The sequence below is a fragment of the Natronorubrum halobium genome (assembly GCF_051351675.1).
Taxonomy (GTDB): Archaea; Halobacteriota; Halobacteria; order Halobacteriales; family Natrialbaceae; genus Natronorubrum.
In genome coordinates this window covers 4,206,531-4,227,402 of the sequence record NZ_CP195595.1, presented here as the reverse complement: position 1 = coordinate 4,227,402, position 20,872 = coordinate 4,206,531, and the positions used below count along the sequence as shown (strand labels likewise).

General features: G+C 65.8%; 18 protein-coding genes. 11 read left to right on the top strand and 7 right to left on the bottom strand.

Annotation, left to right across the window (positions count from 1 at the left end):
- Positions 1–70: 70 nt before the first annotated feature.
- Together ACSFC7_RS21095 and ACSFC7_RS21090 are read right to left on the bottom strand one after the other, a co-directional pair.
- A complete protein-coding gene (locus ACSFC7_RS21095; protein ID WP_436344773.1) occupies positions 71–811 on the bottom strand; it encodes an HAD family hydrolase in 741 nt (246 codons plus the stop codon).
- Entirely contained in the window at positions 808–2,025 is a 1,218-nt protein-coding gene (locus ACSFC7_RS21090) for a lactate 2-monooxygenase (protein WP_436344772.1), read from the bottom strand. The genes ACSFC7_RS21095 and ACSFC7_RS21090 overlap by 4 nt, the downstream gene beginning before the upstream one ends.
- 204 nt (positions 2,026–2,229) lie before the next feature.
- On the opposite strand from ACSFC7_RS21090, the gene ACSFC7_RS21085 reads away from it, so the two are divergent.
- The 6 genes from ACSFC7_RS21085 (at position 2,230) to ACSFC7_RS21060 (ending at position 10,710) form a co-directional block, all read left to right on the top strand.
- Positions 2,230–3,006 carry an SDR family NAD(P)-dependent oxidoreductase gene (locus ACSFC7_RS21085; protein ID WP_436344771.1) on the top strand — a complete coding sequence of 259 codons (777 nt, stop codon included), beginning with the start codon at positions 2,230–2,232 and terminating at the stop codon, positions 3,004–3,006.
- 201 nt (positions 3,007–3,207) lie between these two features.
- Positions 3,208–6,069 (top strand): PAS domain-containing protein, encoded by a 2,862-nt coding sequence (locus tag ACSFC7_RS21080; protein ID WP_436344770.1) that lies wholly within the window; start codon positions 3,208–3,210, stop codon positions 6,067–6,069.
- Between the two features lie 138 nt (positions 6,070–6,207).
- Entirely contained in the window at positions 6,208–7,212 is a 1,005-nt protein-coding gene (locus tag ACSFC7_RS21075; protein ID WP_436344769.1) for a TIGR04024 family LLM class F420-dependent oxidoreductase, read from the top strand.
- A gap of 108 nt (positions 7,213–7,320) precedes the next feature.
- Positions 7,321–8,304 carry an AIR synthase family protein gene (locus ACSFC7_RS21070; RefSeq protein ID WP_436344768.1) on the top strand — a complete coding sequence of 328 codons (984 nt, stop codon included), beginning with the start codon at positions 7,321–7,323 and terminating at the stop codon, positions 8,302–8,304.
- A 94-nt stretch (positions 8,305–8,398) separates the two neighbouring features.
- Positions 8,399–8,596 (top strand): hypothetical protein, encoded by a 198-nt coding sequence (locus tag ACSFC7_RS21065; protein WP_436344767.1) that lies wholly within the window; start codon positions 8,399–8,401, stop codon positions 8,594–8,596.
- Positions 8,597–8,793: 197 nt separating this feature from the next.
- Positions 8,794–10,710: an ATP-binding protein gene (locus tag ACSFC7_RS21060; protein WP_436344766.1), complete on the top strand. Its 1,917-nt coding sequence runs from the start codon at positions 8,794–8,796 to the stop codon at positions 10,708–10,710.
- Positions 10,711–10,755: 45 nt separating this feature from the next.
- Here ACSFC7_RS21060 and ACSFC7_RS21055 read toward each other — a convergent pair whose 3' ends face one another.
- Both ACSFC7_RS21055 and ACSFC7_RS21050 read right to left on the bottom strand, forming a co-directional pair.
- The gene (locus ACSFC7_RS21055) at positions 10,756–11,991 is read right to left on the bottom strand and encodes a lactate racemase domain-containing protein (protein ID WP_436344765.1); all 1,236 of its coding nucleotides are present in this window, start codon (positions 11,989–11,991) and stop codon (positions 10,756–10,758) included.
- A gap of 82 nt (positions 11,992–12,073) precedes the next feature.
- On the bottom strand, positions 12,074–12,916 hold the full coding sequence (locus tag ACSFC7_RS21050) for a phosphatase PAP2 family protein (protein WP_436344764.1): 843 nt from the start codon (positions 12,914–12,916) through the stop codon (positions 12,074–12,076).
- A 278-nt stretch (positions 12,917–13,194) separates the two neighbouring features.
- Between ACSFC7_RS21050 and ACSFC7_RS21045 the strand changes: the two genes are divergently transcribed.
- Both ACSFC7_RS21045 and ACSFC7_RS21040 read left to right on the top strand, forming a co-directional pair.
- Positions 13,195–13,767: a helix-turn-helix domain-containing protein gene (locus ACSFC7_RS21045; protein WP_436344763.1), complete on the top strand. Its 573-nt coding sequence runs from the start codon at positions 13,195–13,197 to the stop codon at positions 13,765–13,767.
- A gap of 307 nt (positions 13,768–14,074) precedes the next feature.
- Positions 14,075–14,320, top strand: a complete 246-nt coding sequence (locus tag ACSFC7_RS21040) for a HalOD1 output domain-containing protein (protein WP_436344762.1) — start codon at positions 14,075–14,077, stop codon at positions 14,318–14,320.
- A gap of 83 nt (positions 14,321–14,403) precedes the next feature.
- Here the strand turns inward: ACSFC7_RS21040 and ACSFC7_RS21035 are convergent, their stop codons facing one another.
- On the bottom strand, positions 14,404–17,136 hold the full coding sequence (locus tag ACSFC7_RS21035) for an AAA domain-containing protein (RefSeq protein ID WP_436344761.1): 2,733 nt from the start codon (positions 17,134–17,136) through the stop codon (positions 14,404–14,406).
- Positions 17,137–17,323: 187 nt separating this feature from the next.
- Here ACSFC7_RS21035 and ACSFC7_RS21030 point away from each other — a divergent pair, with 187 nt between their 5' ends.
- A complete protein-coding gene (locus ACSFC7_RS21030) occupies positions 17,324–17,899 on the top strand; it encodes an SPW repeat protein (protein WP_436344760.1) in 576 nt (191 codons plus the stop codon).
- A 71-nt stretch (positions 17,900–17,970) separates the two neighbouring features.
- On the opposite strand, the gene ACSFC7_RS21025 is transcribed toward ACSFC7_RS21030, so the two are convergent.
- Entirely contained in the window at positions 17,971–18,246 is a 276-nt protein-coding gene (locus tag ACSFC7_RS21025) for a hypothetical protein (protein ID WP_436344759.1), read from the bottom strand.
- 148 nt (positions 18,247–18,394) lie between these two features.
- On the opposite strand from ACSFC7_RS21025, the gene ACSFC7_RS21020 reads away from it, so the two are divergent.
- Positions 18,395–18,946 carry a hypothetical protein gene (locus ACSFC7_RS21020; protein ID WP_436344758.1) on the top strand — a complete coding sequence of 184 codons (552 nt, stop codon included), beginning with the start codon at positions 18,395–18,397 and terminating at the stop codon, positions 18,944–18,946.
- Positions 18,947–19,030: 84 nt separating this feature from the next.
- Entirely contained in the window at positions 19,031–20,086 is a 1,056-nt protein-coding gene (locus ACSFC7_RS21015; protein WP_436344757.1) for a mechanosensitive ion channel family protein, read from the top strand.
- Between the two features lie 2 nt (positions 20,087–20,088).
- Here ACSFC7_RS21015 and ACSFC7_RS21010 read toward each other — a convergent pair whose 3' ends face one another.
- A complete protein-coding gene (locus ACSFC7_RS21010) occupies positions 20,089–20,871 on the bottom strand; it encodes an SRPBCC family protein (RefSeq protein ID WP_436344756.1) in 783 nt (260 codons plus the stop codon).
- Between the last annotated feature and the right edge of the window lies 1 nt (position 20,872).

Here is a 20,872-nt window from a genome sequence, read left to right as displayed (position 1 = left end):
CTCGATCCCGTCTCGAGCGTCGAGCCTCACCCACCGTCCGCCTTCCGCCGGGAAACGTCTTCGTCCCGGCTTACGCCCCGGGACCGTCCTCGTCGACGATCTCCAAAATCTCCTCGAGCGACTCGATTCGATAGGCGACCGCCGGCCCGTCTTCGGCGCCGAAGGCGACGCCGCGGATGCCCGCATCGTCGGCTCCCTTCACGTCGTGGTCGTAGCGGTCGCCGATCATCAGCGACCGCTCGGGCGCGGCGTCGGCCTTTTCGAGCGCGGTCTCGAACATCGCCGGATCGGGTTTCGTCCGGCCGACCTCCTCGGACGTGGTGATCGAGTCGAAGTGTTCGCGGACGCCGAACTGCTCGAGCATCTCCTTCCCCGCCTCGTCGTCGACGTCGCTCACGACGCCGACGTGGACGTCGCGCCGGGAGAGTTCGCGGATCGTCTCGACGGCGCCCGGAACCGGTTCGATCGACGACTCGACGTGGTGCTCGAAGTCGGACTCCCATCGCTCGCGCGGGAGATCCTCGCCGACGAGAGCCTCGACTCCCGTCGCGTACGCCTCGCGGGCCGACTGGAACTCGGTGCCCTCGCGCTCGCGGAAGTGGTCCCCGACGGCCGTCCGCCACGTGTCGACGGCCTCCTCGACCGTCACCTCGAGATCGTGTTCCTCGACGAGCCCTTCGACGAACGCGGCGTGTGCGCCCTGGACGGACTCGAGTTCGAGGATGACGCCCCCGATGTCCCAGAAGACGGCGTCCCACGCCGCGGTGCCGGTCGCGGCAGTGTCGCCGCGCTTCCGATCGTCGCTACTCACCGCTGCGCCCTCCGCAGTTTCGAGCGGTCAACCTCCTCGATGCTCGAACAGCCCGAGAGGCCGACCGTCAGATCGACGTCGGCCAGCAGGTTCTCAAGGACCGCTCGGACGCCGTCTTCGCCGTCGACGCCCAGACCCAGCGCGTAGGGCCGTCCCAACAGCACCGCGTCGGCACCGAGCGCGACGGCTCGGAAGACGTCGCTCCCGCGGCGAATCCCGCTGTCGAAGAGCACGGGGACGTCCTCGTCGTCGCCGGTCGCGTCCTCGACGGCGTCGACCACGTCCGGAAGCGCCTCGAGCGCGGGAATCGTGCCGTCGACCTGTCGCCCGCCGTGGTTCGAGACGACCATGCCGTCGACGCCGCGCTCGACCGCCTCGCGGGCGTCGTCCGGGTGGAGGATCCCCTTGACGAGGACCGGCAGGTCTGTCTGCTCGTCCAGCCACTCGAGGTCGTCCCAGGTGAGCGACGCGTCGCCGAAGCACTCGCTCCAGGACTCGATCGACGCCTCGGGATCGGCCCACGGATCGTCGCCCTCGAGTCGGTCACAGAATGCGGGATCCTCGAAGTAGTTTTTGAGCCCCTGGCCCTGCAGGAAGGGGAGGTAGCCGAGTTCGATATCGCGTTCGCGCCAGCCCATCTTCGGCGTGTCGAGGGTGACGACGACGGCCTCGTAGCCCGCGTCTTCGGCGCGCTCGAGGAAGCTGGCCGCAACCGCCCGGTCGGAGCTCCAGTAGAGCTGGAACCAGCCCGGACTGTCGCCGAGTTCGTCGGCCACCTTCTCGAAGGTGTAAGAGGAGACGGAGCTCAAAATCATCGGAACATCGAACTCGCTCGCCGCGCGGGCGACGGCGAGTTCGGCCTCGTCGTGGAGGATCCCCTGGACCCCGATCGGTGCGAGCATGACCGGGGCCGGATACTCGTGACCGAAGAGCTCGATCGAGAGGTCGCGACTCGAGACGTCGCGCATCATCCGGGGAACGATCTGCCAGGCGTCGAAGGCCCGGTCGTTGGCTCGGACCGTCGACTCCGAGCCCGCGCCGCCGGCGACGTAGGCGAAGGCTTCGTCGCTCAGTTCCTCGCGGGCGCGGTCGACCAGATCCTCGTAGGAGACCGGGATCTCGGGGGGCTGGCCCTCGAGCATGCCCTTGCGATACACGTCCTGTTGCCGTTTCGGTCCGTACTGTGGGGTGTCCGCTGGGGTGTCGTCTGTCATGGATTCTCCGGCGACGGGCCGTCTGTGCCGATATCCGGTGTCAGGTGCGACCCCGTCGCTGTCCGTGTATTCGTGTCAGCGATTGCCACTCACTTAATCCTACGCTCTTCGGGAGTGATGCCTATCTTTATTAACAGTGTCTTCATATATCCGGGTGTATCTAACAATGGTAACTCACCAGCGCCGGTTCGCAGGTGACCGCGTATGAGCACCGAACAGTTCAGCGTCGACGGCGACGTCGCCATTATCACCGGCTCCTCGAGCGGGATCGGCCGCGGAATCGCGGAACGCTTCGCCGCCGACGGCGTCGATGTCGTCGTCTGCTCGCGCGAGCAGGAGAACGTCGACCCCGTCGCCGAGGAGATCAACGCGAGCACCAGCCCCGGCGAGGCGCTGGCGATCGAGTGTGACGTGACCGAGCGGGAAGCCGTCGAGGCGCTCGTCGAGGCCACCGTCGAGGAGTTCGGCGGGCTGGACGTGCTGGTCAACAACGCCGGCGCGTCGTTTATGGCCGACTTCGACGACGTCTCGGAGAACGGATGGAAGACCATCGTCGACATCAACCTCCACGGCACCTACAACTGTACGCACGCCGCCGCGGAGCACCTCAAGGACGGCGGCGGCACCGTCGTCAACTTCGCGAGCGTCGCCGGCCAGCGCGGCTCGCCGCTGATGAGTCCCTACGGCGCCTCGAAGGCGGGCGTCATCAACCTCACGACGACGCTCTCCTACGAGTGGGCCGACGAGGACGTCCGCGTCAACTGTATCGCCCCCGGCTTCGTCGCCACGCCCGGCGTCGAGAGCCAGATGGGCGTCTCCGCGGACAACATCGACCGCGAGGAGGTCGCCCGCCGGATCGGCACCGTCGAGGAGATCGCCGACGTCACGCAGTTCCTCGCCAGCCCCGCCTCGTCGTACGTCGTCGGCGAGACGATCACCGTCCAGGGCGTCCCGCAGATCAGCGAAGACCGCGAGGTCTGAGGGACCGCGTCACCGCCGCTCGACGCGGTTCGAGGCTCGATCGCCGCGAGCCCGGCGATCGGATTGCGATCGCATCCGTGAATTTTCACACATCGCGACCCAATCTCCCAGTGGCGTCGCCCGTGACGGAATCCGAAGACGAAAACGGCCCTCACAATCCGACCAACATACGTTTACGATCCGGGTACAATACTCGCGTTAATGGATTCCTCGGATTCGACGTCGGATATCTCTCCAGCGGACATCCGGCGGATTTTCGCGCAGTTCGACGACCCGTCCAGACCGGTGGGGGCCGCCGAGGTCGCCGACGAACTGGCGTGTCCGCGAGAGACCGCCCGCCGAACGCTGATGACCCTCGCCGAACGGGGGACGCTCCGGACGAGAGACGTCGACGAGACGACTCGCGTCTGGTGGCGTCCGTCCGAGCCGAAGCGGCCCGACCGGGAGGAGTTTACCTCGTTCGTCGACGCCGTCGAAGAGTACGCGATCTTCATGCTCGATCCCGACGGTCGCGTCGTCAGCTGGAACGCCGGAGCCGAACGGATCAAGGGCTACGACGAGGACGAAATCGTCGGGACCCACTTCTCGACGTTCTACACCGACGGTGACGTCGACGACGGCGTTCCCGAACGGAACCTCGAGACGGCGGCGAGAGAGGGCGACGTCGAAGACGAGGGGTGGCGGGTTCGCGAGGACGGCTCCCGGTTCTGGGCGTCCGTCACGATCACCGCGATTCGCGACGACGACGGTCGCCTGCGGGGGTTTACGAAGGTTACTCGCGACATGACCGAACGCCGCGAGAACGAACAGCAACTCCGGCAGGAGCGCGATTTAGTCGAGCAGATCCTCGAGACCGTTCCGGTCAGTATCCTCGTGAGTACGGTCGACGGCGAGGTCATCCGTGCGAATCAGGAACTGCTCGATCGCCTCAACGTCGGCGAGTCGGCGCTCTCCGACTACGATCTCGCGTCATGGGATCTCTACGACGGCGACGACGAACTGATTCCCCTCGAGGAGTGGCCGTGGATGCGCGTCGCGGAGACCGGAGAGTCGGTGATCGACTATCAGTGTCAGGCCGACATCCCGGGAGTCGGCCGCCGGTGGCTCTCGATCAATGCGGCGTCGATCGACGACAGCCGGTACGGGGACGAACGCATCGTCTTCTCCGTCGCCGACATCACCGAGCAGAAAGAACGCGAGCACCAGCTCCGCCGCGAGTCCGAACAGACCGAGAAGTTGTTGCGAACGGCGCCGATCGCGATCGCCGTCCAGAACGCCGACGGCGACACGGTGATGGCGAACCAGCGAGCGCAGGAGGCCCTGGGTCTCTCCGAGCGGGAGTTCATCGACGAACCCGACGACGCGGGCGAGTGGGACCTCTACGACGCGGACGGGAACCCGCTCGCCCCGAGCGACACGCCGTCGGCCCGCGCCGCAGGGACGGGCGTCACGCTACGGAACGAAGAGATCGTCATCGATCCGCCGAACGGCGACCGGATGCAGTTCCACCTGAACGCGGCGCCGCTTTTCGGCCACGACGGCGAGGTCGAGCGGGTCATCGTGGCCGGCGAAGACATCACGGAACTCAAGGACCGCGAGCGACAGCTCGAGCAGCGAAAGACGGAGCTCGAGACCGAGTTGAGCGAAATCCTCGGACGGATCACCGACGCGTTCTACGCGCTCGACGACAACTGGCGGTTCACGCACGTCAACGAGCGCGCCGAGGAACTGATCGACTTCCAGAACCAGGGACTGGTCGGCGAGTACGTCTGGGACGTTTTCGACTGGGTCGCAAATACGCGGCTCCGCGAGGAGTACGAACGAGCGATGGAGACGCAGGAACCGACGTCGTTCGAGTTCTACTATCCCGACCCGCTGGACTCGTGGCTCGAGATCCACGCGTATCCGTCGGAGACCGGCCTCTCGGTCTACTTCCGGGACGTCACCGAACGCGTCGAGCGCGAGCGGCAACTCGAGGAGTCCGAGCGGCGGTACCGAACCCTCATCGAACACTTCCCGAACGGAGCCGTCGCGCTGGTCGACGAGGAGCTCCGCTACCAGACGATCGGCGGGACGCCGCTCGACGAGGCCGACGTCACGGTCGGCTCTCAAGACGGAGTGTTCGTCGAAGAAGCGCTCTCACCGCCGTTAGACGATGAACTCGTCCCGCGGTACGAAGCCGCACTCGAGGGGGAGTCCGACTCGTTCGAGATCGAACTCGGCAGTCAGGTCTACGAGTTCCAGACGGTCCCGATTCGGGACGACGACGGCGACGTCTTCGCCGCGCTGGGAATGTCGCAGGATATCACCGAACGCCGGGAGTACGAGCGAAAGCTCGAGGAATCCAACGAACGACTCGAGCAGTTCGCCTACGCTGCCAGCCACGATCTCCAGGAGCCCCTGCGGATGGTCACGAGCTACCTCCAGTTGATCGAACAACGCTACGATGAGACGCTCGACGAGGACGGCCGCGAGTTCCTCGCGTTCGCGGTCGACGGCGCCGAACGAATGCGCGATATGATCGACGGGTTACTCGAGTACTCGCGCGTCGAGACGCGGGGCGATCCGTTCGAACCGGTCGACCTCGAGTCCGTCCTCGACGACGTCCGGAACGATCTCCAGATACAGATCGAGGAGAGCGGGGCCGAGATCACCGCGGAGCCGCTCCCGCGCGTCGCGGGAGACCCCAGCCAGTTGCGGCAGGTGGTCCAGAACCTCTTGGACAACGCGATCGAGTACAGCGGCGACGAGCCGCCGCGCGTGCACGTGACCGCGGAGCCCCGGGGCCGCGAGTGGGAGATATCGGTGGAGCCCCGGGGCCGCGAGTGGGAGATATCGGTGCGCGACGAGGGGATCGGCATCGATCCCGACGACGCCGATCGAATCTTCGAGGTGTTTCAGCGACTCCACAGTCAGGAGGAACACGCCGGAACGGGGATCGGACTCGCGCTCTGTCGACGCATCGTCGAGCGCCACGGCGGCGAGATCACCGTCGACTCCGAGCCCGGCGAGGGAACGACGTTCTCGGTGACGCTCCCGGCAGCCGACGGCGACGACGAGTGACCGAACCGGTCGCACGCGACGGGATTTCGGCTTTCGGGATCCGTCGACGCTGCTTTCACTCGGGTCCAGCGTAAACGATTCACCCTGCGCCACCGGTTCCCATACATCCAAAAGGGCGGCTCTTCTCTGTGCACAACGATGACAGACAGAGACGTTCACCTCCCGGTCGCGGCCCAACCGACCGTCGACTCGATCGTCGACTACACCAAATTGGCGGAGGAGGGCGGCTACGACTGCGCCTGGCTCCCCGAAACCTGGGGTCGAGACGGCGTGGTCGTCCTGACCGCAATGGCCGAACGGACCGAGTCGATCGATCTCGGCTCGAGCATCCTCAACACCTACTCGCGCTCGCCGGCCCTGCTGGGCCAGACGGCGGCGACGATGCAGGAGATCTCCGACGGCCGGTTCCGCCTCGGACTCGGCCCGAGCGGCCCCGTCGTGATCGAGAACTGGCACGGCATGGAGTACGGCAACCCGCTTCGACGAACCCGCGAAACCGTCGAGATCGTCCGCGAGGTGCTCTCCGGAGAGCCGGTCAACTACGACGGCGACGACTTCCAGCTCTCGGGCTTCCGCCTGCGCTGTGAGGCGCCGGAGCCGTCCCCGCCGATCGAGGTCACCGGGATGGGTCCCAAGGCCGTCGAACTCGCCGGTCGCTTCGCCGACGGCTGGCACGGCATCATGCTCACCCCCGAGGGAATGGCCGACCGCCTCGAGGACATCGAACGTGGGGCCGAACTCGGCGACCGAGATCCCGACGACGTCCACGTCACGACCGGCGTCACCTGCTGTGCGCTGGACGATCCCGAGCGTGCGCGCGAACTCACCCGCCAGCACATCGGGTTCTATATCGGCGGCATGGGCACGTTCTACCGCGACGCGCTCGAACGGCAGGGGTACGACGAGGCGCCCGAAATCCACGACGCCTGGCAGGCGGGCGACCGCGGGCGCGCGCTCGAACTGGTCGACGAGAGCATCCTCGACGATCTCTGTGCCTTCGGAACGCCCGAAGAGACGCGCGAGCAACTCGAGGCCTACGAGGCCGTCGACGGGCTCGATGCCGTCGCGATCAGTTTCCCGCGCGGCGCCGACGAGGACGAGGTTCGACGGACGATGAAGGCCGTTGCTCCCGATCGCGCCTGAGCGTCGTTGCTCGATACGCCGCCCAACCGCTATTCGTTCTCTCCTCCACCGGCCGCGAGCCGACACGCTCCCGACAGCTACAAACCTCGAACCGTCCCAGTTCCTGCTATGCCCGGCAAGGTGAGCCCGGACGACTTGCTCGCACACGTCTTCGGTCGGACGGGAACGGCCGCCGACGACGAGACGGTCCTGCAGGGACCGGCGGACGGCGAGGACGCCGCCGCGATCGCACTCTCCGGCGACGACACGCTCGTCGTCAGCTCCGACCCGATCTCGCTCGCGGCCGAGGGGGTCGGCACGCTGGCCGTCCCCGTCGCCTGTAACGACGTTGCGGCCTCCGGAGCCGATCCGCGCTGGCTGACCGCCGTGATCATGCTCCCCGACGAGGCGACGTCCCTCGAGACGATTACGCGCGATCTCGACGCCGCCGCGAGAGATATCGGCGCGTCGATCGTCGGCGGTCACTCGGAGTACGTCGACCAACTCGAGCGACCGATTCTCTCGCTGACGGCGATGGGAACGGCCGAGTCGTTCGTCCCGACGGGCGGCGCAGAACCCGGCGACAGCGTTCTCCTCACGAAGGCGGCGGGAATCGAGGGGACGGCCATCCTCGCGGCCGACTTCGGGGACGATCTCGGGGTCGACGACGACACCCGCGAGCGCGCCCAGACGTTCTTCGAGGAGATCAGCGTCGCCCCCGACGCTCGAGCGATCCGGGACCGCGCGACCGCGATGCACGATCCCACGGAGGGCGGCGTCGCGGCCGGCCTGCTCGAGATCGCCCGCGCCTCGGGCGTCCGACTCGAGATCGATCGCGAGGCCGTCCCGGTTCGCGACGAGACGAAACGGCTGTGCGAGGCGGCCGACGTCGATCCGCTCCGAATCTTCGGCTCCGGAGCGTTGCTCGCGACCGTTCCGAGCGACGCGGTGGACGACTGTCTCGCGGCCCTCTCGGACGCGGGACTCGAGGGTGCCGAGATCGGCTCGGTGCACGAAGGGGCGTTCGCACTCGGTCTCGACGGGGAGTCGATCACCGATCCCGTCGAGGACGACCTCTATCCCCTCTGGGCGGCGGCCGATAGCGAGGACTGACCGTTCCGGCGTCTCGATTCGAGTCTGCGGGATCCGACCGTGTGCCCGAATTCGCGTGCATGCCTCTTATTGACGCGAGTACGGTCATCACACCATGGCGAAAGTCGCGTACGAGGCACCCGACGGGACCGCCGAGGAAGCAGTCGACGCCGGGAACATCACGGATTCGGGCAAGGTACAGGGTCTCCGGATCAAACTCGAGGACGAGAGTTACATCCACCTGCCGTACACCCGCGTTTACTGGGTTCGGATGAGCGAAGACGAGGGGAAAGCCGACTACTCGTCCGCGTAGGGGTTCCGATCCGTTTTCGCGCAGCGGTCTCGGTGCGTTTTGCGTAGCGGTCACGGTCTACCCGACGGTCGATCGGTCGCGCTGGGACCGAATCGGAGACGCCGTGTTTGCAGCCTCATTATCGCTTCAGAGAACGTCATTCTGACGTGATAATAAATAGAAGCATTTACACGTCATTCTTGGCTATCAAGGATAGAATGGATTCGACTTCCGAGGCCGACGCAGAACTCCGCAAACGGGTCCGCCAGCAGGAAGTCGTCGCCGAACTCGGACAACACGCACTCGAGACCGACGACCTCGACGGGTTACTGCACGACGCCTCGGTTGCCGTCGCAGAAACGCTCGACACCGAGTACGTGGAGACGCTCGAGTTGCTCCCCGACGGTGAGACGCTCTTTCTCCGGGACGGCGTCGGGTGGCGAGACGGACTGATCGGGTCGACGACGGTTCCCGCAAACGAGGACTCGCAGGCGGGATACACGCTGCTCACCGAACATCCGATCATCGTCGGCGATCTCCGGAGCGAAGAGCGACTCTCCGAACCGGCGTTGCTCACCGACCACGACGTCGTCAGCGGGATCAGCGTCAGAATCGGCTCGGTCGACGACCCGTGGGGCGTGCTGGGCGCGTATACGACCGACCGACGCGAGTTCACGGACCACGACGCCACCTTCGTCCGGAGTATCGCGAACATCCTCGCGACGGCGATCGAGAGCGTCCAGACGCGGCGCAGACTCGAGGAGAGTTACGGCCGCATCTCGGACGCGTTCTTCGCCCTCGACGAGGACTGGAACTTCACGTACTTCAACGAGCGCGCACACGAGTTGATCAACCCCGAGGATCGGGAACTGCTCGGAAAGACGATATGGGAGGAGTTTCCGGCGGCGATCCGACAGCAGTTCGAACAGCAGTACGAGCGAGCGATGTACGAACAGGAGACCGTCTCGTTCGAGGGCTACTATCCGGAGCCGCTCGACAAGTGGTTCGAGGTCCGTGCCTACCCCTCCGACACCGGGCTCTCGGTCTACTTCCGGGACATCACCGAGCGCAAGGAGCGCGACCGTGAACGCGAACTGTTCCGGACGCTGCTCGATTACTCCAACGACAGCGTGTTGGTGATCGAGCCGGAGACGGGCCAGTTCATCGACGTCAACGAGACGGCCTGTCGCCGGCTCGGCTACGACCGGGACGAACTGCTCGATCTGACGGTCCCCGACATGGAACGGCGATTCGACGACGTCGAGGAGTGGCGATCCCACGTCGAGGAGGTGAAAGCCGAGGGCGCCGTGACGATTACCGGCGAACACGAGCGGAAGGACGGGACCACCTATCCGGCGGAGGTCAACGTCGCTCACGTGGAACTGGATCGCGCGTACATGATCGGGATCGCGCGCGACATCACCGAGCGACGGAAGCGAGAACGAGAACTCGAGGAGTCGAACGAGCGGCTCGAACAGTTCGCCTACGCGGCCTCCCACGACCTCCGGGAGCCCCTGCGGATGGTCTCCAGCTACCTCCAGCTCGTCGAGAGCCGCTACGCCGACGAACTCGACGACGACGGCGAGGAGTTCATCGAGTACGCCATCGACGGCGCCGACCGGATGCGCGAGATGATCGATGGGTTACTCGAGTACTCGCGCGTCGAGACGCGCGGCGATCCGTTCGAGCCGGTGGACCTCGAGTGTCTCCTCGACGACGTGCTCGAGGACCTCTCGCTGCAGATCGAGGAGACGAACGCCGAGGTTACGGCCGACCGACTGCCGCGCGTCGCGGGTGACCCCAGCCAGTTACGGCAGGTGTTTCAGAATCTGCTGTCGAACGCGATCACGTACAGCGGCGACGAACCGCCCCGCATTCACGTTTCGGCCGAACGGAACGGGCGAACGTGGGCGGTGTCGATCCGGGACGAGGGAATCGGAATCGATCCCGCGGAACAGGACCGCGTCTTCGAGGTCTTCCAGCGACTCCACAGTCGCGAGGAACACGAGGGAACCGGGATCGGTCTCGCGCTCTGTCGACGGATCGTCGAGCGTCACGGCGGCGAAATCGGTGTCGAGTCCGAGCCCGGCGAGGGAGCGACGTTTACGATGACCCTTCCCTCGGCGCAAAACTGACGCTTCGTCCGGGTGTGTCCCTGCGGCGTACCCGCTCTGCGATCCTCACTTCTCGACGAGCAGCGTGTTCATCGTGTCCGGCACCACGAGCACCTCGCTGCCCGCCTCGAGCGCATCGGAGACGTCGTCTCGAGCGTGCATGAGACAGTCGTCGACGACCTCGGCCGCCTCGCTGTTCGTCACGTACAGGTCGTGGTCGCGTAGCACTCGAGCGACGACGAACGCGCGCTGTGCGCCGGGTTCGTACCCCTTGCGCATCTCACGGTAGAGTGAATCGGCGTCCGTAGCGTCGCTCAATCGACGGTAAAACCGCTGCTCGCCGGTTCCGTTGCCGGCACCCTCGGGGAGTTCCGCAGGCACGACGAGGCGCCCGTCCTCCCAAAGCGGATTTCGATCGCCGAGCGCGACGTAGGTCGCACCGCGAGTCGCCTGATAGAGGTTGGCGTCCTTCGGCGCGCCGACCCCGCAGACGACGGCGTCGTACGCGCGGTCGATCGGCACCGAGAGGGCGTCTCGAGCGATTTCGGCGAGTTCGCGGACGACCCGTCGGCCCTCCCCGGCCCGGACGCCGAGCACGCCCGCAGGGCCGTAGGACAGGTTGATCGAGAAGTCGACGCCGGCGAGGTCGCCGGCCTCGTCGACCGTCTCGCGGAAGGGGTTGCCCTCGACGCGGCCGAGTCGGACGCCGTCGCGGGCGAGCATTTCGGGACCGTGCGTGTACCGGATGAGCGACTCGCTACCCGCACCGATGACGACCGTCTTCGCGCCGCCGCTGAAGCCCGCGTACTGGTGGGGTTCGACCACGCCGGTCGAGAGCACCGCGTCGGCGTTCGCGGCCGGTTCGCCGATCTCGACCGGAACGTCTTCGTCGTCGCGACTGACCGTTCCGACCTCCACGACCGCGTCCAGATCGTGGTTGACCGCCAGATCGGCGTGCGGCCCCAGCATCGCTTCGATTTCGTCGTCCGTCATCGGTCGGTGCAGTCCGAGTCCGATGACGACCGTCACCTGCTCGCGCTCGAGGCCGACGTCCGCGAGCCGCTCGAGTAAGACGTCGAGCAACACGTCGTCCGGCGCGTTGCGGGTGATATCGGTGACGACGAGGGCGACGTCGTCGTCGGGATCGACGCGGGACGCGAGCGAGGGGCCGAGGGGATCCTCGAGCGCGCGTTCGGCGGCCTCGCGGACGTCGACGGGTGAACCGCCGGCCGGTTCGGCGACCGTGACGTCGCAGTCCGGGAGCGAGACGGCCGTCGTTCCGGTCCCCAGCGGGATGTTCATACTCCTCGTTCGGCCGCGGACGAGAAAAACGTCGGCGATTCAGCCCCCATTCAGTTCGAAGACGGGACGATCTACGCTCCGGTTACGACTCCGTCCGTGCCACCTCGAGGATACCGGTCCGGAACCAGCCGACGACGGCCGGGGCGAACACGATCCACGCGACGAGCGCGGCGTAGAGTGCGGCGAGGAGGGGCGTGAGGTCGACGACCGCTTCGGCGAGTTGGAGGGCGACGAGGACCCCACTCCCGACGACGACGAGGACGGCCCCCTCGAGTCGGGAGCGCAGCGGCGGCAGCCGATCGATCCAGCCGGCGGTGAGCAGGCCGCCGATCGCGCCGCCGAGCGAGAGGACCGCGTAGACGGCCGCGCCGGTGACGTAGACCGCGGGAATCGCGAGGGCGACCGCGACCGCGAAGCCGACGGTCGGCATCCCGCGACTGAGCCGATTCATCGCGGCGACGAACGCGACGCCGAGTATCGCGCCGACGATCACGTCACCGAGGTAGTGGACGCCGAGTACGACCCTCGAGAGCGAGACGGCTACGACGAGCGTTCCGGCACCGAGGAGTGCGACCGGATCTCGAAGTCGGTCGTACACCGAGACGAGACCGCCGTAGACGACCGCCGACGCGAAGGCGTGGCCGCTCGGGAAGCCGTAGCCCTCGACGTCGATCGACGTGAGATAGACCGCTTCCGGCGGTCGCGGGAGTCCGAGCAGCGTCTCGAGGGCCAGGATAAACCCGAGTCCGGCGACGGCGTAGCTGATCACGAGCGCGCTCCGGCGGCGGCCCCCACACCAGAACAGCACTGCGAGTAACACCATCAACGTCGCCGGACTGCCGAGTTCGGTGACGGCGACGACGATATCGGCGTACTCGGCCGAAATAGCGTCGCGGACGATCTCGCTCTCCTCCTCGAGTCGCATGTCGTCTTCTTGTATAGATTTCTGAAAGAAAAACGTTCGTCTTGCCGTATTCGAGTCCGCGACGGTCGGCTGATTGCTCGTCTCATCCGAGATCAGTCCTGTATAGTTATTAGTATAGTGTCAATTACGTCTGAGAATCAAAGGGTAAGCACTGTCTTTATACAGTGCTGTATGGGGAGACAGGAACGAGGATGGCGACGTTCGTGGAGTTAGCGTTGTCCGCAACTGATACTGCACTGGGCAGGGTATTCGATCGGATTCCATCGTTTCACTGCAGGATGGAACAGGCGGCCGCGAGCGAGTTTCCCGGCCTGTGGCTCGCCGGTAGTGAACGGTCGGACATAGAGACCGCTCTCGATGACGACCCATCCGTCGAGACGTACTCACATGTGCGCGCCGGTATCGACGAGTGGTTGTACAGGATCAGGTTCGTAGACGAGGTTTGCGAAATCGTCTCCCTCATTTTCGAGGAGAACGGAACGATTCTCGCAGCATCGGCAGACGACGGGACGTGGTCGATTCAACTCCGCTTTCCGGATCACGAGAGTGCAACTCGGAGCTATCATCGACTCGTCGAGCGAGACGTCGACGTCAATGTTGTGAGCCTTCGACAGTGTCGCGACAAGAATCCGAATCAACCCGGGTTAACACCCGAACAGTACGAGGCGCTCGTAACGGCGGTCGATCGCGGATACTTCGAGATTCCCCGGCAAGTTTCGATACAGGAATTGGCCGACGAATTCGATATCTCGAATCAATCGGTATCCGAACGCCTCAGACGCGCTTCCTCGACGGTTCTGTCCACGGAACTGAACGTGAAAGACGCGCGCTCCCAGAACGAAGACAGGTGACGCGGTTCTCGCTGAGTTCCGGTGAGAGCGATATCGCCGGTCACGATTCACTATCGAACGAATGACGCGTCGGTCAGACCGAGACGCCGTTGCCGTCGTGCCGACGTCAGCAATAGTCACCGTCTCTCTGGCGAACTGGTTCGGGACGCTCACGACGCGCAGCGACCGACCGGTCGCATCACTGAGAGGTGACCACTTAAAACACCTTGCTGTCCACATGATAGCGTGAAACCCGGGAGTCACGAACACACTCACGAAAACAATGAGCGTCGATCATCAGAACCGCCCCGGGAGAGACGGGCCGATCGTGGTTGAACACACTCCCGACGATACATCGTCGATCAGTATCGCCATCATCCGATCTATCGCCGCGATCGAGAACGTCGATCCGACCGAACTCGAGATCACGCTGTACGACTACGTGAATCCCGAAGCACTCGATCAATTGATCGAACACGAGGGTACCGGGAGTACCGAGATCACCTTCACTGTGCGCGGCTACTACGTTCACGTACACGATACGGGCGAAATCACGGTTCACGAACCGAACTAGCGGGTGGTCAAATTCGTCGATAAAGCGAAGGTGTATCGGGCGCTCGAAGCGGTATCGTCGTCGCTACGGCGGTACTGTTGCGTTCACTGCCGCGCCCACTCGAGCATCCGCTCGTACACCGGATCCGACGCCAACGCCGCCGAGTCGCCGACCAGCACCAGTGCGCGCTTGGGCCTGGTCAGCGCGACGTTGATTCGCCGGTAATCGTCGAAGATCGGCCCCTCGAGCGACCCCGTCGCGGTAAACGAGACGACGATGACCTCCTGACTCGAGCCCTGGAACCGGTCGACTGTGTCGACGGAGACGTCGTCCGGGACGTGACTCGAGATTTCGGACACCTGCGCGCGGAAGGGGGCGATGACGCCGATGTCGGTCCGGTCGACCCCCGCCGCCTCGTACGTTTCGACGAGGTCGGCGATGCGTGCGGCCTCCTCGCTGTCGGTGTACTGGCTGCCGTCGCCCTCGACGTCGACGAACGCGACCGGGTCACGTAGCTCGCCGGGGAGATCGTCGCGGGAGACGCCCTCGAGATCGTCGAGCGTGCGGGCCGCGACCTCGGGTTCGGCGGGACGGAGTTCGCCGTCGTAGAACTCCGTCGAGGCGAACGCCTGAATGCGCTGGTTCATGCGGTACTGCCGATCGAGCATGACGCCGGCGTCGGGATGGAGGTCGACGAGGCGCTCGAACAGCGACTCGGTGAGGTCGTTCTCCGCCCGGACGACCGGCGGTAACTGCTCGTGGTCGCCGACGAGGACGAACCGCTCGGCGAGGTTGATCGCCGCACAGGTCCCCGGCTCCGTGAGCTGGGCGGCCTCGTCGACCAGCGCGACGTCGAACTGCTGTTCCTTCATGACCCGCGAGCCGCAGGTCGCCGTCGTCGCGGCGACCACCTGCGCGTTCTGGAGTTCGGCGAGTCGGTCCTCGGGGTCGCCGGCGCGCTCGAGGCGGTAGGGCTGCATGTCCTCGCGGACGCCGCTCTCGGAGCCGACGCGGACGACGCGGTCTTCCTCGATTACGTCTTCCAGTTGCTCGAGCAGCGCCTCGAGGGCGTTGTCGACGGCCCGGTTCGTAAACGCCGAGAGCAGGACGCGCTCGCCGCGTTCGACCATGGCGCGGATGGTGCGAGCGATGGTGTAGGTCTTCCCGGTGCCCGGCGGGCCGTGTATCAGCGCGCAGTCTCGCGCGCCGACGGCCTTCGTGACGGCCTCGTTTTGGGCCGCGTTGTTGTCGATGAACGTCTCCTCGATCGTCTCGAATTCGGGCTCGGTCCGGCCGAACAGCACGTCTTTCCGACGCTCGTCGCCCTTGAGGAGCGCGTCGTGCATCGCGGCGAGCAGCCGGTCCGTCGTCAGTTCCGATGGATAGACGTCCAGCCGAGTCACTTCGACCGGCTCGTCGGCCGTGAGCACGACCTCGTCGTCCAGTCGCTCGATTATCGCGAGTTCCGAACTTCCGCGCACCGGATGACCGTCGCTCGCCAGTACGAAGTCTCCCTCCCTGATCTTCGAGTTCGCGCCGCTCGTTCGACGCGCGCGCAGTTCCCAGCGGCCGCCCTCGAGCGGCCGTTTGTCGACGAACTCGAGGTCGATCAACGCGCGGTCGTCGTCGGCCCGCTCCTGGGCGTCCTGCTCCCAGAGTTTGGCGTACTCGCGGTGGACCTCCCGGCGTTCCTCCTCGATGGCGTGATAGAAGCGGTCGAAGTACTCGCGTTCCTCCTCGGGGAGGGCCTGTCCGATCTGGCCGGCCTTGGACTCCTGATCGAGTCGCCCCGAGACGACCATACAGGTGTCCTGTTCGAAGCAGTACTCGCACTTCGCCGAGCCCTCGTAGCCCGTCGGAATCTCGCCCTTGATCTCCATGGCCGCGAGTTCGTTGCGCAGCCGAACGACGAACTTCAGCAGGCCGTCGCCCATCGAGAAGTCCTTCGCGGGGGTGAGATCGCCGGTCTCCTCGTTCCTGTCGAGCGCCGAGTTCTTGGTGTAGAGCAGGGTGCCGGTGTCGACGCTCCCGCCGTGTTCCTCGAGCAAGAGCGCGTAGCAGGCGGCCTGCACCTTGTCCTTGAACCGCGGTTCTTTCTTGAGGTTCTTCCCCGTCTTGAGTTCGACCGGCGCGCCCCGCCGGATGGCGTCGGCCCGCCCGCGGATGCCGAACGTCTCGCTGATGAGCAACTGTTCGGATCGCCAGCTGTCTTCCTCGGTCAGCCGGCCCTGCTCGAGCCAGCCCTCGATCGCTTTCGCGTTCTCCCGGACGTCCTCGGTGACGGACTCGGCCGTCTCGCCGAGCAGGCCGAGTTCGAGACCGCGTTCGTCGACGCGGGCGTCGATGGACTCCTCGAGGTCCCGCCCGCGGAGGAGGTCGCCGAAGACCTCGTGGACCAGCGTCCCCTTCACGACGGGGTAGTTCAGCGGCACGCCGGAGAGCTTGTTCAGGAAGTAGAGTCGGGGACACTCGACCCAGTTGCGAATCGACGTCACGTTCACCAGAAAGGTCGGCTCGACGACGACGTAGGAGTCGCCCGTCGTCGAGTACTGCGTCTCGCCCTGGTACTCCTTCTCTTCGGCGTTCGTGACGAGCAGTTCCAGCCCGGGCTCGAGGTACTCCGCCGACTCCGTCCACTTGTTCCACAGCGTCACCGTCGTGACGTCGTGGCCGTCCGCGACGTCGGGCGCGGCGTCTCGAGACGCCGTCTCTGATCGCGTCGAATCGTCGCCGTCGCTCGCGAGTCGTAGCGGCACTTCGGCGAGATCGCTCTCGCCGTAGCTCGTCGACACCGACTTCACTTCGACCTCGCCAGCGACGGTTCCGCGTACGTGCACGAGTGTTCGTCAGGGGCGAGCCGTCAAAAACGCTATCGGTCGCGTACGAGTGCGCCGCTCGAACGACAGTAGAGAGTCGAATCGGGAGACGGATCAGTGTAACGACCGATTACCGACGAGTTTCCCCGCCGTGTGGTGGAACGGTCGCTGCCGTTTTTTGACGGCGAAGCGGAAGCCACAGACCGTCATGAGTGACTCGAACAGAGACGACCGCGATCCGGAAACGGCGAGCGGAACCCACGGCGGAACCGGGCGCGAGGAGCGCGCTCGGGGCCCGGCCGACGACGTCGACTCCGGAACCGGCGTCGGAGATCGGGACGATCCCGGCCGCGACCCGCGCGACGACGCGACACAGATCGCGAACGAGGAACGGCGGCGCAAGGTCTCGGTCATCAGCGCGATCGTCGCGGTTATCGGGGCGTGGGTCGCGCTCTCCGTGGTCGCTCTCTACGACGTCTCGCAGGCGGCGTTCTGGAACAACGTCCTCGTCGGGAGTCTCGTCTTCCTCGCGGCCGGCTACAACTACTACCGGGTCGTCAACGACATCCCGCTCAGCGTCGGCGTCTCGGGACTGGTCGCGCTGCTGGGAATCTGGCTGATCGTCTCGCCCGCACTCCTCGAGATGCAGGCGGGGCTGGGGATGACCACGAGTCCGTTCTGGAGCACGCTCGTCTCCGGGCTGCTCGTCGCGGCACTGGCCGGCTACAACGCGTACGACGCTCGAGACGCGCGGCGCGTCGCGACCGAATCCACGCGCGCTTGAGGATAGACCGTGGTCAGCGGGATCCGTTTGCTAGCGGGCCGTCCGCGCAGTTCGAAACGTGAGGCGACAGGTTACCGCGTCGAATCAGCCGCTGACTCGCGGTCGTCGTCCAGGTCGGTCTCGAGCCGGCGCAGTCGGTACTCGGACGCGTGGTGGCGCATCGCGACGACGGCGAACGCGACCATGACGGCGGCGAATCCGACCGAGACGGCCGGAGAGACGCCGTTGACGTAGCTGTTCGCTAGCTGTCCGACTGCCAGCGCGAGCGGCCCCAGCGCGAGAAGGCTACTCGTCGCTGGTGTGGCCCGAAACAGTTCGACGAGCGAGAGTGATCGGCCAACAGACATAATCAAACGTCGGTTACTCACCCTGTCGGGGGAATCATCGTATTCCTTTTGGTTCGATTTGAGTCAGTTTCGGTGGATACGAGTCAGTCGGCCGGCATCGTTCGTCGCGACCGATACGTTCATTCTCTCCGCGTCACAATGGTCGCGTATGCGGATTCGCGAGTGGCAGGACGTACTCGAGGACGTCACGGAGCGGGACGTCGATCCCGAAGGCTGGCGTGCGGTCGCCGGCGACCGAGCCGGCGGCGTCGGCGAGGACATGTATCTCGCCCATCCACGCGCCGGCGTCTTCTTCCTGAAGACCTACGCGAAGAACCCGTTCCAGGTCCGCGGGGTCGGCACGCGGGTCGCCCGCAACCTGGACGACGAGATCGGCTCGTTCCTCCCCAGAGAGGACGCGGGCGGTCGCTTCGCCGTTCAATCACCGCCGGAAGACGAAGCCCAGGTCGAGACCGTCTCGAAGCGCCTCGAGACCGTCCTCCAGACCCACGCGGACGCTCCGACCCGACCGCAAGACCTCTTCGACGACGTCATGGAGGCCATCGAGAGCCCCGCGTTCGGTCCGATGGAGTACGACCAGTACGACCGACCCGACGAACTCGAGGACCTCGCCGACCGGTTCGAGGAAGCCGACGAGTTACTCGGCGCGGAACTCGAGGACCTGATCGAGACCGACGAAGTCGATCGCGGCTTCATGTGAGCGGCGGGTCGGAACGCGGTCGACGAGCGGACCCCGGCTGTTGCCACGCTCGTCTTTTTTCAGCCGCCGACGATAGAAGCGGTAGTGTCCTCGCTACTACTGTCGCTCTCCGACCCCGGCGGGGTCGCGATTCTCGGAGGTGTTGCCGATCTCGTGGACGTCTCCTGGCTGCTCGCAATTTTCGCGGTGGTCGCCGCGTGGTTCGGCTCGCGGCTGCTCTCCGAGCGGCTCCGACCGCGACTCGAGGAGCGGGTGCTCCGGCCGTCGACCGCCAACGCGGTCCTGCTGGGCGCTCGCATCGCCGTCGTCGCCTACGCGTTCGTCCCCATCGCCGGTCTGCTCGGCTTCCGACCGCAGAACGTTTTCCTCTCGTTTACCGTCATCTCGCTCGTCCTCGGTGCCGTGTTGGCCCCCGTCGGCCGCAGCTACATCAGCGGGCTGTTCATCCTCGTCCACCGGCCCTACGAGGTCGGCGACATGATCGAACTCGTCGACCGGGAGGAACGCGGCTACGTCGACGACATCACGCTGGGCTACACGCGAGTCTACACCCTCGAGAACTCGTTTCTGGTCATCCCCAACGAGACCATGCGCGAACGCGACGTGCGCAACCTCTCGGCCGAGGACGAACGCAGCAGGCTCTCGCTCGAGGTCTGCGTCACCTACGAGGGCGACCTCGAGCGTGCGTGCGAACTCCTCGAGCGCTCCGCTCGAGGGGTCGACGGCGTCATCGGGGGCGGCCCGCCGATCCGCGTCGGTCGATCGAAGTTCCCCGCGGGTCCGAGGGCGTTCGTCCGCGAGTTCGCCGACCACGGCGTTCTGATCGACCTCAAGTGCTGGATCGAGGCCCCGTATCTCCCCCTGAAAGTTCGCTCCGCCATCCACCGGCGAACGTGGGACGCGTTCGACGAAGAGGACGTCGAGATCGCCTATCCGCACACGCACCACGTCTTCGACGAGACGAGTGGTCGGGTGGGGGTGGACGTGAACTCGCCCGATACCGGCTCCGACGCCGGCGCCAGCCGACCGCGCGAACGCAGCCCGAACTCGGGGTGGTCGCTCGAGCGGCCGGAGGAACGACCCGCTAGACGCGACCGGCCCGAGCGCTTCGATAGTCCGGAGGAACGGCCGACCGACTGATCTCAGAGACGGTCTCCCTTCCCGCGATCGGAGGGGTTTGTCTCGAGCGACGGAATTTCGCCCGTCTCCGCGAGGCTTTTGAACCGGTCGAGGACGGTGCCCGCGAGACTCTCCGGAACGATCCCGAGACGGTGCATCGCACCGTCGGTGAGCGATCCACCGGGTGGGTCGTACTGAATCTCGAGCGTGACCTCCGTTCCGTGGTCACCGGGGGCCGGGCGGAACTGGACCGTCGCCTCGTAGGAAACCGGTGCTCCCCCGATGGTCTCCCACCGCAGGCGGTCGCCGGACTGCTCCTCGACGAGTCGCGTCTGCCACTCGAACTGTCGACCGGCGGGGGCCGAGACCCGCCAGTGGTGGTGGTCCCCGTCCCTCATCGTCGAGGAGACGTCGGCGAACTCGCCGACGATCCGGCTCAACTGCTCCGGATCGCGCCAGAACGTCTCGAGTTCCTCGGGCGGTTTATCGACCGTAATCGATCGTTTGATCGTCGGTTTGTCGGTCGTCGAATCGGCGTCCACTCCCTCGCGATCGGTCGCGGTGTCGACGTCGAACAGTCGGTAGAGCCGACTGCGGCCGCTGATACCGCGGGCGACCAGCGCACCGCCGGCGAGTGTCGCACCGAGCGACCGGCGCCGGAGACCGCGCCACAGGAGCGCGCCGCCGACGACGGCGGAAGCCGCCCGTTCCCACCGGCCGACGTTCGTCCGCGAGGACTGATCGGTCGAGCTCCACTCCACCCACGGCTGTTCCCCCAGATCGCTCTCTCGAGTGTCCGTGCTCATC